This is a genomic window from Blautia sp. JLR.GB0024 (genome assembly GCF_037000545.1).
GTDB classification, from domain to species: domain Bacteria; phylum Bacillota; class Clostridia; order Lachnospirales; family Lachnospiraceae; genus Blautia; species Blautia celeris.
In genome coordinates this window covers 203,168-219,576 of the sequence record NZ_JBANBF010000004.1, presented here as the reverse complement: position 1 = coordinate 219,576, position 16,409 = coordinate 203,168, and the positions used below count along the sequence as shown (strand labels likewise).

The window sequence follows — 16,409 nt, the reverse complement described above, 5'->3', positions numbered from 1 at the left end:
GTAAAGCTTTTGACAGGAGGTATTTTATGAGTCAGCAACTGGCGGTATCCATGCTGGGCAGCCCTTCCATCCTGCTGGACGGGTCTCCCCTTGTTTTTCCCTATCGGCAGGCAGAAGCCATTCTGTATTACCTTTTTCTGAACAAAGCAGTGAATAAATATACCCTTGCTGACCTTATATGGGAGGATAAATGTTCGGAGGAGAAGACGAACTCCAATCTGAGAAATGCCTTTTATATCATCCGGAAGAATCTCGGGAAGGACTTTCTGGTAAAAGAATCCGGGGATATCATCAGGATCAATCCGGCCCTTTTTCCGATGCTGGACACAGACCTGTTTCTGAAGGATGAAGACAATACAGGACTATACAGAGGTGATTTCCTGGAGGGCTTTTACCTGAAAAATAATGTATCCTTCAATGAGTGGGTAACCAACACCCGGCAGGTCTTCAAGGCCCATTACCTGAAAAAACTGCACCGCGCCATCTCCCGGCACTATGACTCCGGAAATTTTGAGCTTTGTGAGTCCCTCTGCCAAAAACAGATGCAGATAAACGAATTCGATGAAACTGCCTACAAATACCTGATGCAGATCTATATGTCCAGAAAGGAATACACCCAGGCCCTGCACATCTATAACTGTCTGGAATCCCTGCTGGAACAAGAGCTTTTTGAAACTCCCGCAAAAGAAATACAGGACCTGGCCCTTGCCATCGAGCAGACCTGGAACGAGGAAGTGAACAAGATTCTGGAGGGCAAAAAAGAACTGAAATCCCCCAGACATATTTCCTCTGTCTTCTGTGGAAGGGAAGCAGAACTGGAGCGTATGGAAAAGAACCTGTCCTCTCTCGGTCAGGATGATCCGGTACGGCACATGCTGCTTCTGGGCGAAGCCGGGGTCGGAAAAACGCGGCTGGCAAATCAGGCACTATCCGCCCAAAACCTGCCGGCAGATACCCTTCTGCTCACCTCCCGCTGCTACTGTGCGGAGGAAAAATACATATTAAAACCATGGCAGAAACCTGTGCGGGAGCTCCTGCAGTATCTCACAGACACGGGGAATGCGGCGCAGCATATGTCTCTTGTACAGAGCATACAGGCACTATTCCCCTTCACTCAGGAGCAGTGTCATCCCATGCCGGACGCTGATGACATCTCCACCCTGGATTACAAAAGCATACAGAGTATCTTTGTCAATGGCCTGATCCGTCTGTCCTGCTGCGTGCCTCTTGTTTTCTTTTTTGACGACATACAGTGGGCGGATAAAGTGAGTCTTTCCCTCATGAGGGATATCATCACCAGCCTGAAGGACTACAGCCGGCAGAACCTCCTTTTCCTGTTCGCTGCCCGCAGCGGTCTGGAGGGAGATGCGGAACGTTTTGCCGAGGATATGTGTTCCATCGGCCAATTGGAATACATCGCTGTGAACCGCTTTGACTACCGGGACACCATATCCCTTGCCTCCTGTCTGCTGCCCGGATATGCTTTCACAGACAGTGTGAAAGAACAGTTATTTCATGAGACAGAGGGCAACGCGCTTTTTATCACAGAGGCTGTCAACACCATAAAATATCACGGCTCCCCTGATGATATCACCCCAAATATGCGCAATATCATCAAGCAGCGTGTGGCTCCCGTACCCCCGGAATACCGTCAGATTCTGAATCTTGTGTCCATATTTTTTGACGGGGTATCCTATGACTGCCTCTCGGTCCTCTCCCGGAAGGAAGACTATGAGCTGGTGGAAATTCTTGAATATCTTCTGAACAAGGATCTGCTGAAAGAGGATATGGACCAGGAAAACACCTTTTTCTCCTTCTCCCATCAGAAGATCATGGAGTATGTATACGACGAAATGTCATGGACGAAAAAGAGAATCCTCCATAATAAAGCTGGCCATTATTTAGAGGGCCGCCTCCTGGGAGGCCCTGCCGATATGGCACTGTATCCCAAGCTGATCTTTCACTTTGAGAGAGGGGCCAACCGGCAGAAGTATCTGAAATATGCGGTCAAATATCTATACAATTACCTGAATGTGACCCACGAATTCTTTCCGATCATCGGTCATAACCTGACCCTGTTCACACTGGATATGAGGGAGGAGACAAGTGACCGCCTGTCAGCGGATCTTAGCAGCATTGAGGATCTGCTGTACACGGTGGAGAACAAGGTAAATGAATCTTCTTTTGAATTGTTTGACGGGGAGAATTCCAGGGAGGAACAGCTTGAGATCCTGTCCGATTATCTGCACATGATAGGACGGCATTATATACGGATATGCAGCTATGAGAAAGGCCTGTCCTACATTTTCAAATTAAAGGAACTGAACCGGCAAACCCCCACCCCCTTTCAGCTCACCAAGCTTCTGCAGGCGAACCGCCAGTTGATCTGCGTATACATCAACCGATATGAGCCCGATAAAATGGAAGAAATCGTATCCGAATCCCTGCAGCTTCTGGCACACACAGATTTCACGGATGAGGTGGCTATCTGGAAGCGGCTGCAGGGCCTGGGCGATATTATGAAAGGCAGTCTTAAGAAAGGGATTTCCCATCTGCAGGAAGCCATTGCAATCTTCAGCAATTCTCCTGCCAGGGACGAGCATCTGTACAATCTGGCTGCCGCCTATTCCTGGATTGGGGAGGCATTCCGGCATTCCATGGAGTATGAAAAGGCCATGGAGTATTATGAAAAAGCCCTGAAGATCAGTGGAAGCAACTTCCTGGTCAGCGGCGTATCTGTCTTCTACGCCTACGCGGGCATGGCAGCATGCGACAACGGCAGCCTCTGCTCTGCCGAAAAATATCTGACAGAGTCCATCGCGCGCTACGAACAGGGAAACCTTATGTGGGGGCGCAGCCTTCCTTATTCCTATTATTCCCGGATACTTTTGGAAAAAGGAGCGTGCAGTGAAGCCCTGGCGCACCTGAAGACAGCGCTCGGCTATGCGGAAAAACTGGAAAATCCTTATGAAATGGGAATCATATACCGTATTTACGCGCAAATAAAAGCCGGCATCTATTCGGCTTGTGATAACGACATATCTGTACAAAATGCACTGCCCGCGGACGCGGCATATTATTACCATGAGGCGTGCCGTATGCTCAGGGATGTATATTCCCCCGTGGATGAACAATATCTGGATGCGGTCGCGGAAAAAATTTCAGAAAATTAAAAAAGCCTGCCAATCAGATCCGATTCTGATTGGCAGACTTCTTTTTCACGTATCAAGGCCTGTCCTTGGGAATATCAAGCTGTTCGATGGCATGCATCATATGGATCTTCATGGCATACCTGGCGCCCTCTGCATTTCTGCTCTGCAGAAACTGCATAAGCATCCTGTGGTCCGAAACTGTATTTTCCTCCGCCTCACGCTTCTCCCTGGAAAGTGTCACGCCCTTGTCAATGGCAGAAAAAAGGATAGGCATAAGACGGTTCATGAACTCATTATGAGTGGCTCTGGCAATGGCCTTGTGAAATTCCTGCTCCACTGCCCTTCTGTCCCTGCCCTCCAATATCAGCTCCTCTATCTGCTCCCCCAGCTCCAGAATCCGTTCCAGTTCCCTGTCTGTAGCCCGTCTTGCCGCATAGTAGGCAGCCTCCGGCTCGAAGATCAGACGCATCTCATACAGATCTCCTGCATCCACTCTGGCTGCTGTCAGATCAGACAAAGCATCCATGGAGGGGTCCGCAAAATCTTCTCTGACATACGTGCCCCTTCCGCGCCGGATCTCCACCACCCGGCCTGCTGCCAGTATGCGGAATGCCTCGCGCAGCGTGGTGCGGCTCACCTGCAGTATCTCTGAAAATTCATTTTCATTGGGAAGCTTATCCCCCGGTTTAAACTTTTTATCCACCACAATCATGGACAGGATGGTATCCGCTACCCTGTCTGACAGCCTTTTCTGTGCCATTTTCGTTCTCCCTGCTTCTGTACGCGTATTTTCTTTATACATTCTACCATGTCATGCCCCATCGTACAACCGCGGGATATTTCAGATGTGGGAATTACACGCCCTTACCCACGGAAAGCATGTATCAGCCGGAAGACCTGTTCCGCCGTATCTGCCATATTTGCCCTGGCATTTTGCGGGTCCATGGCCTCATCCAGTGTGGTGACACCCCGCAGAATAGGGAAGAACGCGTCTATCCCTTTTTCATTGCAGGCCCGTGCATCCTTTGTCACACTCCCGGCAAAGGCAATGACAGGTTTTCCGTATTTCTTTGCAAGCTCCGCCACGCCCACAGGAGCTTTTCCCATGGCGGTCTGTCCGTCCAGCCTGCCCTCTCCGGTGATGACCAGGTCTGCCTCTTTTACATAGTCCTCCAGCCTGGTCTCCTCCAGAACAATGCGGATGCCGGACTCCAGAACCGCATTGGTAAAGGTAAGGAATGCGAATCCAAGCCCTCCTGCTGCTCCGGTTCCCGGGTACATGGGGTCTGCTTTCGGAAAACTCTTCTGCGCCAGTGACGCGTATCTGCCCAGCCATTCATCCATCTGGATGATCATAGATGGCGTAGCCCCCTTCTGCGGCCCGTACACCGCACTGCTGCCCTGCTCTCCGCACAGTACATTTGTCACATCACAGGCAACCTTGAACTCACACTCTGCCAGTCCCGGAATCACATGGTCTGCACTTACAGAGACCAGTTCCGAAAGCCCCTCTGCCCCGTATCTCACCTGTTCTCCCGCGGCATTCAGGAAATCGAAGCCCAGAGCCTGCAGCATGCCAATGCCGCCGTCGTTGGTGGCACTGCCCCCAATGCCCACAATAAATCTTCTGCAGCCCTTTTCAATGGCATCCCTTATCACTTCTCCCACACCGTAAGTGGTGGTGTGGAGGGGATTTCTCTCCTTCGGCGCAAGCAGTGTGATGCCCGCTGCCCCTGACATCTCAACAATGGCTGTCTTTGTATCCATAATGATACCGTATTCACATGTTACCGGCTTTCCGAGGGGACCTGTAACGGTAACGCGCTGAATCTCTCCGTTCATACCGCCCACCAGCGCCTCCACGGTGCCCTCGCCGCCGTCCGCCAGAGGCCGGACTTCCACTTCAGCCTCCGCACACGCCCGGAGAATCCCTTCCCGTACAGCACTGCCCGCCTCCATAGACGACAGACTTCCCTTCAGTGAATCAATGGCTGTCACTACTCTCATATCTTTCTTCCTCCCGTATCTCTTTTTTTCTAATATACCAAAAACTCGGTTTTCCGAAAATGTTTTATATAATAATTTTTTTAATCTTTTCTTTAAATTTATGGTATTTATACCAATACCCTGTTATACTTTATCCAGATTCATTTTAGCACGAAAGGGGAAATCTCCTATGGACAATCCTATTGATAAAAAACTGGCGCAGCAGATCGTAGCGACCGTAAAAGACGTGTGCGGACAAAATGTAAATTTTATTGACCATACAGGTATCATCTATGCCAGCACAGATGAAAAGAGAATCGGAAGTTTTCATGAAATCGGAAAACAGGCCGCTGAAAAAGGAGAAATGCTGGAGGCAGATACGGACAGCCAGTTTGCCGGAACCCAGAAGGGTGTCAACCTGCCCATCTTTCATAACGGCTCCCTGGTGGCAGTCATCGGCATCAGCGGGCCTCCGGACCAGGTGCGCAAGTATGCCTATCTGGCGGAACGTATCACCGTTCTTCTGATCCGGGAGAGGGAGCTTAACACCTTCAGCCGCACCCAGGCGGAGAAGATGCACTATGTCATCCACTCTCTGATCAACCGGGAGAACCTGTCCCGGGCTTATCTGCTGGATACCCTGGAACATTTTAAGATCAGCCGAAACGGCAGGTACCGACTGCTGCAGATCCATATCCACTCCGGCAGGTCTCCTATGAATACCGCGGAGGCGGAGCAGAAAATACAACGGCTGTTTACCCGCACCGACATCACGCTTTACACCTTCAACTTTCCCAGTGAATACCTGGCTGTGGCGGACAGCCGCAGGTTTCCTGTGATCTCCCCCATCCTGGAAGAATTTGCCGTCTCCCAGAAAGGGCTGCTGAAAATAGCCGTTGGCAAAAGCTGTCCCATTTTCCAGCTCTCAGAGTCCGGCCATACGGGAACTGCCGCGATGAAAAGCATTGCATCCTCCGATATCCGGCATTATGCGGTCTTTGACGACCTTACTCTGGAACTTGTCCTGGCCTCCGTGGACGAGGGCTGCCGGGCGGAATACCTCAGAAAGACCCTGGACGCGCTGGACGCAGAGGATATTTCCCTGCTGTCAGCCTATTTTGAGGAGGATATGTCTCTGGGGCACACCAGCAGCAGACTGTTTCTTCATAAGAACACGCTCCAATATAAATTAGACCGCATTTACAAAAAATGCGGCCTGAACCCCAGAAGATTCCGCGATGCCACGGTCCTGTATCTGGCCCTGAAGCTGTCCTGATCTTCTCACATTTGACTTTCTCACGCTTGGTTTTCTAACAAAGGAATGGCTTCCGTAAGTGAGTGGATCACAGTGACCCCCTCACAGGTCTTATCACCCTTTCTGTCAAGCAGCAAAGCCGTGATCCCCGCCGCTGCCGCTCCCGCAACGTCTGAGGTGACAGAATCCCCGATATGGATGACCTCCTCCGGGCCAAGGCCGCTCACCTCCAGAGCTTTTTGGAAGATTTCCCGGTGGGGCTTATATGCCCTCACCATATCCCCGCAGATGATACCGGCAGGGTGCAGATCCTTGTCCCGCATGCCTTCCTCCACATAGGAAAGGCCATTGTTGCTGATCACATAGATGGGTACCCTGCATTTTTCAAAGAACTCTGCCGAATCGGGAAATGCCGGCGCATACATCCAAAACCGCTGGCAAAGCCTGTGCAGCTCCTCAAAATTCTCTTTGAGATGTATTTTCCGGGCACACTCCTCCAGTGCCCGGTCCACGATCTCATCCTCTGTGATATAGCTGTCTTTATAACTGACGGCTTCAAAATTCTTGATCAGCTTCCACCAGTAGGCCAGCATTGCCTCCATACTCTCCATATCACTGTTTCTGTAGCACCGCTTCAGCATCTCCATGCCGTCCGGACCGCCCTCCTCAATGATAGTGCCCGTGTAATCCAAAAATACTGCCTTTATCATCTATCTGTTTCCTGCCTTTCATAAATTCACGCCTGCAGTCAGAGGTATATTTTATTTTCCTTTCTGCCGCTGCAGGTCTTTTTCATTTTTACTGAGGCTGCCTTCCGCAGGATCCGGTTTACGTCCCTCGCCTTCCGGGGACAGACGGAAATACAGCGCATACAGGAAATACATTTCTCCTTGTCCACCTCCGACGGATTGCTCTTCGGAATTGCGCCTGCCGGACATTTTGCGGCACAAATTCCGCATTTCGTGCAGGATTTGCCGGCTTTTGGTTTCAAAGGAATGCCGCTGTAGCTTCTGTATGGCTTATTTCCCGGCACGCTTACGCTCTTCCCTTCAGCCTGTCCATCCAGCTTTTCCTTTATTTTCTTTGAAAATGCCTGCAGTTCTGCCCTGTCCTTCTCATCCGGCCTTCCTGCACCGAACTGCCTCATAACCGAATGCTCCGCCACAGCCGCAGATGCCGCCGCACAGCGAAATCCCGCATCCATAAGCGCCTCTTTAAGCTCCAGCAGCGTGTCATCAAAATCCCTGTTTCCGTACACTGCCGCAAGGACCGCCCGCGCCCCGCATCCCTTCATCTGCCCAAGTGCGTTAAGAGCTGCCTCCGGCACTCTTCCCCCGAAAGAGGGAACTCCTACAATGCAGATATCTTCCTTTTCAAAGACATACCCTGTATAATCTTTCCCGAAAACCGACAGGTCAATCTCCTGTTTTTCTTCCCTCCAGGCACTGCCCAGCATATCTGTCACCTTTTTCGTCCCGCCTGTGGGGCTGAAATAAATATTATATATTTTCATTCTCTGTCCTCTCCTTCACCTTTACCAGGCATACATCCATCATTTCCTCTGCATCTCTCCACAGTTCTGCCACCAGCTTCAGGCTGCTGCTTTCCGGGTCCAGATAATAAAAATTCATGGTTCCCCGTCTGTTCACCGCAATGATCCCGGCCTCCATCAATATTTTCAGATGGTGGGACACTGCAGTGCGGGAAATGTTGGTGTTCTTCTGAATCTGTCCCACACGCAGTCCTCCCTCCCCGCAGTGCTCGATCAGAGTCCGGATCATATGCTGCCTCGTCTCATCCCCAACCGCAGAGAGAGCAGGCTGGCAGAGGACAAATTTTTCCGCAAACCGTTTTCTGCGCTCCTCCAGCGTGATTTCTTCCATGCGAATCCTCCAATGGTCAATATTTATCGACTATTATAGGACATATCCGGCTGTACTTCAACATTGGTAAAGAAAATCGGGTTCATGAAACAGACCGCCGTATAGCCTGTTCCCAAACTGTACGGCGGTCCCTTATTCCTCTGTTCTGTGATTCATTAATGGCATTTGCTCCATCCGCAGCTCTTACAGATGTTGCACCCCTCTTCAAAGACAAGAGCCTCCCCGCACTCCGGGCAGTATATCTTGTCCGTCTCCGGTCCGGTCACTGCTTTGGCTTTTGGAGCCTTCTTGTGGGAACGTCCTCCCAGGTCTTTTTCCTTCTGGGCAAGCTCTGCCTGCATCTCATTATACATATCCATCAGGGCATTGCCCACGGCCATAGGACAGCATGCCCCTTTGCTGGTATCCTTCCTCGTCACCCGGCGCGCCGTGTAGGAAGGACAGGAACCGCTGGAATTGAGCTGGTCCACAATGGTCTCAATGTCAATCCCGCCTCTGGCACTGATGGAGATCATTCTGGAAAGTCCCACCATGAAGTTGTTGCAGCCTCCCGTGGAGCCTTTGCTCAGGTAAGTTTCCAAAAGCGCACCTGTATGGGGATCAAAAAGCGCGATACAGTGAAGGCTGCCGCAGCCGGTGATCAGCTTCCGCTTCTTGCCCACCACATCGTCTGTGACCAGAATGATATCGCCTCTCTTCAGTCCCTCTCCTGCTGCCACCTTTTTCGTCTCCTTGGTGTTCAGTATCCCTGTCCGTCTGCAGCCGTCGCGGAAGATAGTGATTCCCTTCAGCCCGCTCTCATAGGCGTACAGATACAGGCTCTCTGTCTCCTCCACGGTAAAGCTGTTCGGCACATTCACAGTGGAGCTGATGGACGCGTCAATATGCTTCTGCCACACAGACTGCATGTCAATCCTCTGTCGGTAGTCCAGTGTCATGGCTGTGACAAAATACTCCGGCAGGGATTTGTCATCCTTTATCTCAAACTGTTTCATATAGTTTTCCACAATCTTTGTGTACACCTTGTAATACACATCCGTCCCGTGCAGGGATTCTGTCTTCCGCTCATAGTAATTGGCATAGACAGGCTCAATGCCGCCGGAAATACCCAGCATGGTGGACAGGGTTCCCGTAGGCGCAATGGTCAGAAGCTGTGAATTGCGAAGGCCGTATTTGCCCACAAGATCTCTCGTCTTCTCCGTGGTATTTGCCATAAAATACGGGGTCTCCATGATTTCCTCCACGCAGCAGGCCGGAAATGCGCCTTTGTCCCTGGCAAGTCTGGCGGAAGCCGCAATAGCGGCGTCTGCCATGGCAAAACCGATCTTATCGCACATCTCCACCGCCTCGGTCTCCCCATAGGTGATTCCCAGTTTGATCAGGGCATCTGCAAGCCCCATGATGCCAAGACCGATCTGGCGCCATTTTTCCACGCTCTCCCTCTGCTCGTCCAACGGATGCAGGGGCAGCCCCTCTTCCAGGACTTCATTCAATGCGTTCACGGATGCCTGCACACACTTCTTAAAGCTGTCGAAATCAAAGAACGCCGTATCTGTAAACGCATTCTGCACAAACTCCGCCAGGTTCACACTTCCCAGCAGACAGCTCCCCCCTGCGGGAAGCGGCTCCTCTGCGCATGGATTTACGCCCGCGTAGGCAAAATCCTCTGTATTACTCAGCAGGTTCCACCCTGTGATACGGTCCCAGAACAGGGCGCCCGGCTCTGCAAAATCCCAGTTTGTCTCCGCGATCCTTCTGAACAGTTCCCTGGCATTGACAGTCTTCTCGATCACTTCCCCGGTAACTTCCCGTGTGTAGTGCAGAAGATAGTCCTTATTCTCCTTGACAGCTTCCATAAAATCCTCATGGATGCGGATGGAAATATTGGCCTTTGTCACCTTATCCAGGTCTGTCTTCAGATCAATAAACTCCTGCACATCCGGGTGGGAGCAGTCTATGGAGATCATAAGCGCGCCCCGCCTTCCGTTCTGTCCGATCAGGGAAGTGACAAGGGAGTACAGTTCCATAAAAGATACGGAACCGCTTGTCTCCTTGGCCGCATTGTTGATCTTGGCCCCTCTGGGACTTAATTTTGATATATCAATGCCGCACCCTCCGCCGTAGCTGTAGGTCCGCGCCAATTTTCTCGCACAGTCAAAAATACTTTCAATCTCATCTTCCGGTGGTGTAATGACATAACAGTTGGAATACGTCACCTTTCTGTTCTGCTTCTGAAGTCCTCTGTTGGAAAGGATCCTGCCGCCGAACAGGAATTTCTTCTGCCGGATATACTCTCCAATCTCCTCATTTCCCCCGCTGATCCTTGTAAGCCAGGCCTCGAAATCCTCATTTTCGCAGCAGTATTTCTTTGCCCAGATATCCATACCAAGCTGGTTCTCCTCTCCCAGCCACTCTTCTATTGTCATGTTATCGCTCCTTATCCAGATTTAGTCAACGATTTTAATATTACCACAATATATAGGGCAAATCAAGGTTTGAATGACAATTCCGAAGCAGCCACACGTCAGACCGGGGATTTTTGCAGTCTGTGTGCATGCTTTTGCTGCTGAGAAGCCGAAAGACTGGAGCGTAACATTCTATTCTACACAGTCATTCTGCGCAGTCGGAAAGGAGGCGGCAGATTCCCTGTAATTTTTCGGGCTGATGCCGTACCGCTGTTTGAATATCTTGGAAAATGTCAGGGGATTTTCATACCCCACCTGGGCCGCGATCTGATTGACGGGTAAATCCGTATTTTTCAGCATTCCCACTGCCTTCTCCATTCGCAGGTTCACTAAAAACTGCTGGGGAGAACAGCCCATCAATTTCTTAAAGCTCTTTGCCAGATAGCTTCTGTTGATGCCGATCCGGTCAGCCAGTTCATCTACCCTTACCTTCCGGTTATAATTCTCCACCAGAAACTCCTTGGCGTAGCTGACATAGGCTGCTGCGGAATAGGGGTATGTATCCTGGGTTTTATAAAGCGTCTGATACTCCTCAATAAGCTCTGACAGGAACCACTGCATCATGCTGTTTCTCCGCAGTTCATTCACCAGGGTAAGCTGGGGTATCTCCAGCATCCTTCTGATGATCTCATGGAGACGTTCCGTGCAAGTGACCTGTCTGACCAGCCGCTGCTGCCCGAACCCTGCCTTTGTGAGACATTCATAGGCTTTCAGACCGGAAAAGCCAATCCACATATAGACCCATGGCTCCTCCCGGTCTGCCTGATAGCTGCCCTTCCTGTAGGGCGGAATCAAAAACGCGTCGTTTTCCCCCAGATGAAAGGTCTGGCCCTCAATCTCCAGAGTGCCCTTCCCCCTCAGAATAATATGGATCAGGTAAATGGAACGTTTGGGCGGACTGTGGAAATAACCCGGCCTGCACTCCTCAATGCCGCAGTAGTTCAGCGCCAGTTCTACGGAATCCTGGCTTTCATTGTCCAAAAAAGCTTTGAATCTCAAATTCATCCCCGGGTTATGTTCCATTTTTCCTCCTATCTGTCCAGCCACCATCTGAGCACATCCCGGATCTGCACGTCCCAGCAGTCCCAGCTATGGTTCCCTTCGGATTCCTTCGCAGTCACTTCGATGCCCAGACGCTTCATGTGCTCCCAGGTACGTATATTGTCCTCATAAAGAAAGTCCTGCCTTCCGCACCAGGCATAAAGCCTGGGCATATCCTTCTTGGAAACCTTTCTTCTGCGGGCCAGTTCCCACAGATCATTGTCCGAGCCTCTCACAGGCGCCCCGCTTCCGAAGATTCCGTCCCAGAGCATCTGCGAATCCGGCTCCTCCTCCCTGTGCCTTTGCCGGGCTGCCGCAATATCCAAAGCCCCCGACAGCGCTGCCGCCGCACCGAAATTTTCACTGCCGTCAAGAGCAGCCTTCCATGCGCCATAGCCGCCCATGGACACACCGGCTGCCAGAATATCCTCTTTTCTCTCAGAAATATTGGGGAAAAATTCCCGGCAGATACCCGGAAGCTCCCGGCTTATGTAAGTCTGGTAACGCATGCCGTACTTCGTGTCCGTATACCATCCCAAATGTACCTCCGGCATGACCACCGCAATCCCCAGCTCACTGACATAGCGCTCTATGGAAGTTCTCCTGCACCATGTGGTGTGGTCATCCGTCATACCGTGCAGCAGAAACACTGCGGGATACTTTCCCTCCCGCACTGCCCCTGTCATACCGATCTGTCTTCTGGTCCTCTGGGGAAGGATCACAGACATCTGTGTGCACATTCCCAGCACCTCTGAAAAAAAATCAACCTGAAGCAAAGCCATGCATCCTACCTCTTTCCATTCTTATTCTTCCGCAAGGGACTGGTTCATAAACTCTGCGATCTCCGCGCAGGCATCTGCCATGGTCTTATTGCCGGCGTAAACCTCTTTTAATATCTCATTTGCCTTATTCTCCCAGGCAACCGTGGTCTTGGAGTAGGGGCGGATCACCATGTCATCCATCATATTCAGATAAGCCTTGAGATTAAAATCAGCGGAGTTGGCCCATGCGTCTGAAGTTCCCTTATAGGCAGACATGGTGACACCCAGTTCTGCCTGTTTCAGCTGTGCTTCCTTTGATCCCAGGTACTCGATCAGCTTCCATGCCTCCTCTGTGTGCTCCCCGTTTGCGGCTGCGGCCCATCCCAATCCGTTGTAGATAGAAACACGCTTTCCCGTCTCCGCGTTCCTGGGCAGTTCCACACAGTCACAGTTCTCTGCAGTATATTCATTTTCCTTAAAATAAGCAAGCATCCAGGAGCCCTGGAAGGTCATGGCAATCTTCCCGGACTGGAACAGCACATCCTCACCGTTTTCAGACATGGTTTCCAGTGAAGGCATAACCCCTGCCCGGATCCAGCTCTCCAGCATCTCCATGGCCTCGACTGTCTTCCGGTCATCCCAGCCTGACTTTTTCTTGTCCTCTGAGATAATGTAACCGTTATTGTCATAGATCATATTGTAATAGCCTGCCTGGTTGTTGTCATTGCGCATGGCGAGTCCGTACTGGCTGCCATCCTCTTTTGTGAGCTTTTTGGCTGCCTCAAACACATCATCCCAGGTCCACTCCGCTGTGGGATACGCAACCCCTGCCTCGTCAAACATTTTCTTATTGTACCACAGGGCAATGGTATCCACATCCTTTGGCACTGCATACTGCTTGTTGTCATTGTTATATAATTCTACAATATCCTCCGGGTAATTGGCAAGGTCAATCTTATCGCTGCTCTCTATCTCATCTGTCAAGTCCAGAAGCAGTCCGTTGGTCATATAGCGCTCCGCTTCATTGGAGTGCATCCAGAACACATCCGGCAGTGTGCCTCCCCTGGCACCGGCATCCAGCATAGTCCAGTATTCGTCCCATTTGACTACGCCTGTCTCCGCCTTGATTCCCGTCTCCTCTGTAAAATCATCCAGAATCTTCTGAAGCCCCTTCGCCTGATTGTCATCCCATGTCATCACGGACAGCACATCATCGCTTTTTACTTCTGTTTTGCTGCCTGTCTCCTTCTCCTGACTCTCTTTCCCCTGTCCGCAGGCCGTAAGCGCTGCTGCTGCAGCCGCTGCCAGTAACATGACACTTATTCTTTTTAACCTCATACCTGATCTCCTTTTCTGTATTCAACTTACAGGCGTTCCGGAACCCTCTGTTTGTTATATTATAGGAAATCCCAAGCGGTGATAAAATAGAGTAATGTATGAGGCTCATAACCTAATGTGTCTTTTTCTTATCATTTTTCTATGTCATTCTGTGTAATTGATTCTCAGTACAAGAGAATCCCTGTTCTGCATTTTCAGGCAGACATATGTGATCAGCATGGGGATCAGCAGCATGCAGAGCGCATAGATCCCGTATTCCGCAGCCGGGAACTGAAAGTGCATATACGCAGCCCCCGCAAATTTCCGCAGTCCCCACACAGTACCATATCCGGCCAGGCCGCCTGCTGTCAGGGTGATGACCATATTGGGCACTGCCAGGTAAATGTTCTCAAAGAAGAGCATTTTCAATATCTGTCTCTGCTCCATGCCGATGGATTCCAGCATGGCAAATTCCCTCCTTCTGGCTGTCATGCTGCTGATACTGGTGTTGACCATATTAAAAATACTGAAGATGATGATAAAAATGGTCAGGCCGAAAACCTGTGTATTGATCTTTTTTGTCTGCGCTGCATCATCTATTTTTTTCTCTCTCAGGGTCTGCAGGTCCAAATCTTTATAGTCATCCAGTATATTCAGAATGGCTGCTTCGATGGATTTCCCATTTTTTTCATAATCTTCTGCTGTCACGAGAAAGGATGCTGTTTTATTCATTCCGGGCCACATTTCATCCATCCTTTTTTCCGGGATATAAACGCCGTCTTCCAGATTTCTGCCTTCATCCCCACGCTCTTTTACGCCAACTACCTGCACAGTACATTCCTGTGTACTGCCGTTATACCACTCCAGCACAGCCTCCTTTCCTATGTCCAGAGAGATCTGGAAAAGGGATTCCACCAGCCTGGTATTGATGACAATAATGGTATTTTCTTTCAGATCATCGACGCTTCCCTTATCCAGCAGAGCATTTAATTCTTCCCTGTTTTCATCCGTCACCGGGTAAACATTACCCATATATTCTTTATCACCATCCCTGAGGACCGCGGAAGTAAAAATATCCCTGTAAACCTTTTTTACATTGGGAATACTCTCCAGCTTCTGTTTTAATGCATCGTTCAGAGTGCCCCCCATCTGTAAGTCTGTGATTCCGTATTTCTGGGCATTGCTGTGTGCATCGTACACATAATCCACAATATATTCCCAGTTCTCAAAATCACCCATTCTGGAATATTCGTCTTCATCCCAGGCAGACATATAAGAAGCGCCTGTCATAAATAATACGCCTCCGATTGCCAGCGAAGCTGTGGTCAGCATTCCCTTTTTCCGGCTTCTGTTCCGGCTGCTCCCTGCCAGGGTTCGGGCTGTCAGCCTCCTGTGGGGTCTGTCTTTTTCCTCTCCGCTCTCATCCTCTCCCACATATCTCACTGCTTCCACAGGGGAAACGCTTCCTGCCATTTTCGCCGGTTTTCTCACAGAAAAGAGCACCGTGAGAATGCCGAACACAGACGCTCCAAATGCCATCAGAAAAAGGTCCGCCACTGCAAAACCTTCCGGTTTGATCAGATAAGCACACACATTTCCTATGAGAACTCCTGTGGGTACCGCAATGCCGCTGAGCATGAGACCCTCCCGGAAGATCATCTTGTTTATCTGCTTTTTTGTCATGCCTATGGTTCTGAGCTGCCCGATCTGCTGTATCCTGCCCGTCACAGACAGATAAAATATACTGTAGATGACAACCGCAGCGGCAAATAAGATAATAATCCCTACAATGCCAAGCACAAGTGCGGCACTGTTATTCTGAAGGGAATTTTCAAAGGTCCCGTTTATATTCACCTGATTTCTCTCAATCCCATATTTGACGGCAAGATTATTTACCACTCCGGCAAACTCTGACATCTGCATTTCACCTGCATCCGCGATCCTGATCAGGGCTGTATAGGGGATATCCCTGAGCGCCTTACCTTTTTCCGCAAACGCTTTTGAGACGTAGACGGGATATGTACTCATCTCACGGTCCCGATCCAGTATGCCGCAGACCACAAAGGTTTCCCTTTCCCCTTCTGCAAAAGAAATTTCCAGTTTTATCCCTGTTTTTTCTTCTTTTCCCAGAGCCTTAAGAAGCTGTCTGTCCACAACGATTTCATTTTCCTGCTCCGGCACGTTCCCCTCTGTCGGAGTATAGGTAACGATGCCGCTGCTGTGGCTTTCTATATAGAAGGGATACATCTTTACCCCTTCCTCCTTGACCTCTCTTCCCTCCTTATATGGCACCATGATCTCTGTCAGCGCATCCTCTGCAAGCCCTTTCATCTGCTCATCCGTGACGTCCATATACATGACATGCTGCATGGAGTTCAGTATCTGCTGTTTTTCTCTTTCCGTTGATTTCTGCACCATGGCCAGACCGCTGATCAGGCTGACAGCCAGAATGATGGTCAGGACAGTGAAAAAGCTGTAGAGTTTATTCCCCAGCAGATTGCTACCGGCAACTCTCCATACAACCCCTCTGTTATTATTTCTATCCATGC

12 protein-coding genes are annotated in these 16,409 nt (G+C 50.3%); 2 read left to right on the top strand and 10 right to left on the bottom strand.

All coding sequences use genetic code 11. The features are described 5' to 3' along the window. Positions 1-26 precede the first annotated feature (26 nt). Positions 27-3,173: an AAA family ATPase gene (locus V8Q34_RS11845; RefSeq protein ID WP_335835500.1), complete on the top strand. Its 3,147-nt coding sequence runs from the start codon at positions 27-29 to the stop codon at positions 3,171-3,173. A gap of 52 nt (positions 3,174-3,225) precedes the next feature. On the opposite strand, the gene V8Q34_RS11840 is transcribed toward V8Q34_RS11845, so the two are convergent. Both V8Q34_RS11840 and V8Q34_RS11835 read right to left on the bottom strand, forming a co-directional pair. Continuing rightward, positions 3,226-3,912: a FadR/GntR family transcriptional regulator gene (locus V8Q34_RS11840; protein ID WP_148393206.1), complete on the bottom strand. Its 687-nt coding sequence runs from the start codon at positions 3,910-3,912 to the stop codon at positions 3,226-3,228. 104 nt (positions 3,913-4,016) lie between these two features. Further along, positions 4,017-5,159, bottom strand: coding sequence for a glycerate kinase family protein (locus V8Q34_RS11835; protein ID WP_335835499.1), 1,143 nt, complete (start codon positions 5,157-5,159; stop codon positions 4,017-4,019). 169 nt (positions 5,160-5,328) lie between these two features. Between V8Q34_RS11835 and V8Q34_RS11830 the strand changes: the two genes are divergently transcribed. Beyond that, positions 5,329-6,414, top strand: coding sequence for a CdaR family transcriptional regulator (locus V8Q34_RS11830; RefSeq protein ID WP_227209841.1), 1,086 nt, complete (start codon positions 5,329-5,331; stop codon positions 6,412-6,414). A 20-nt stretch (positions 6,415-6,434) separates the two neighbouring features. Here the strand turns inward: V8Q34_RS11830 and V8Q34_RS11825 are convergent, their stop codons facing one another. The 8 genes from V8Q34_RS11825 to V8Q34_RS11790 all read right to left on the bottom strand — a co-directional run bounded on the left by V8Q34_RS11825 (position 6,435) and on the right by V8Q34_RS11790 (position 16,407). Beyond that, positions 6,435-7,103 carry an HAD family hydrolase gene (locus V8Q34_RS11825; RefSeq protein ID WP_033139013.1) on the bottom strand — a complete coding sequence of 223 codons (669 nt, stop codon included), beginning with the start codon at positions 7,101-7,103 and terminating at the stop codon, positions 6,435-6,437. Positions 7,104-7,141: 38 nt separating this feature from the next. Beyond that, positions 7,142-7,906 (bottom strand): EFR1 family ferrodoxin, encoded by a 765-nt coding sequence (locus tag V8Q34_RS11820; protein ID WP_335835498.1) that lies wholly within the window; start codon positions 7,904-7,906, stop codon positions 7,142-7,144. Continuing rightward, the gene (locus V8Q34_RS11815; RefSeq protein ID WP_335835497.1) at positions 7,893-8,276 is read right to left on the bottom strand and encodes an ArsR/SmtB family transcription factor; all 384 of its coding nucleotides are present in this window, start codon (positions 8,274-8,276) and stop codon (positions 7,893-7,895) included. The genes V8Q34_RS11820 and V8Q34_RS11815 overlap by 14 nt, the downstream gene beginning before the upstream one ends. A gap of 155 nt (positions 8,277-8,431) precedes the next feature. Further along, positions 8,432-10,702, bottom strand: a complete 2,271-nt coding sequence (locus V8Q34_RS11810) for an adenosylcobalamin-dependent ribonucleoside-diphosphate reductase (RefSeq protein WP_227242738.1) — start codon at positions 10,700-10,702, stop codon at positions 8,432-8,434. 171 nt (positions 10,703-10,873) lie between these two features. Continuing rightward, a complete protein-coding gene (locus V8Q34_RS11805; RefSeq protein WP_054351886.1) occupies positions 10,874-11,764 on the bottom strand; it encodes an AraC family transcriptional regulator in 891 nt (296 codons plus the stop codon). A gap of 8 nt (positions 11,765-11,772) precedes the next feature. Next, a complete protein-coding gene (locus V8Q34_RS11800; protein ID WP_298076375.1) occupies positions 11,773-12,564 on the bottom strand; it encodes an alpha/beta hydrolase in 792 nt (263 codons plus the stop codon). 21 nt (positions 12,565-12,585) lie between these two features. Beyond that, entirely contained in the window at positions 12,586-13,881 is a 1,296-nt protein-coding gene (locus V8Q34_RS11795) for an ABC transporter substrate-binding protein (RefSeq protein WP_033139008.1), read from the bottom strand. 144 nt (positions 13,882-14,025) lie between these two features. After that, positions 14,026-16,407: an ABC transporter permease gene (locus V8Q34_RS11790; RefSeq protein WP_335835496.1), complete on the bottom strand. Its 2,382-nt coding sequence runs from the start codon at positions 16,405-16,407 to the stop codon at positions 14,026-14,028. Positions 16,408-16,409 lie beyond the last annotated feature (2 nt).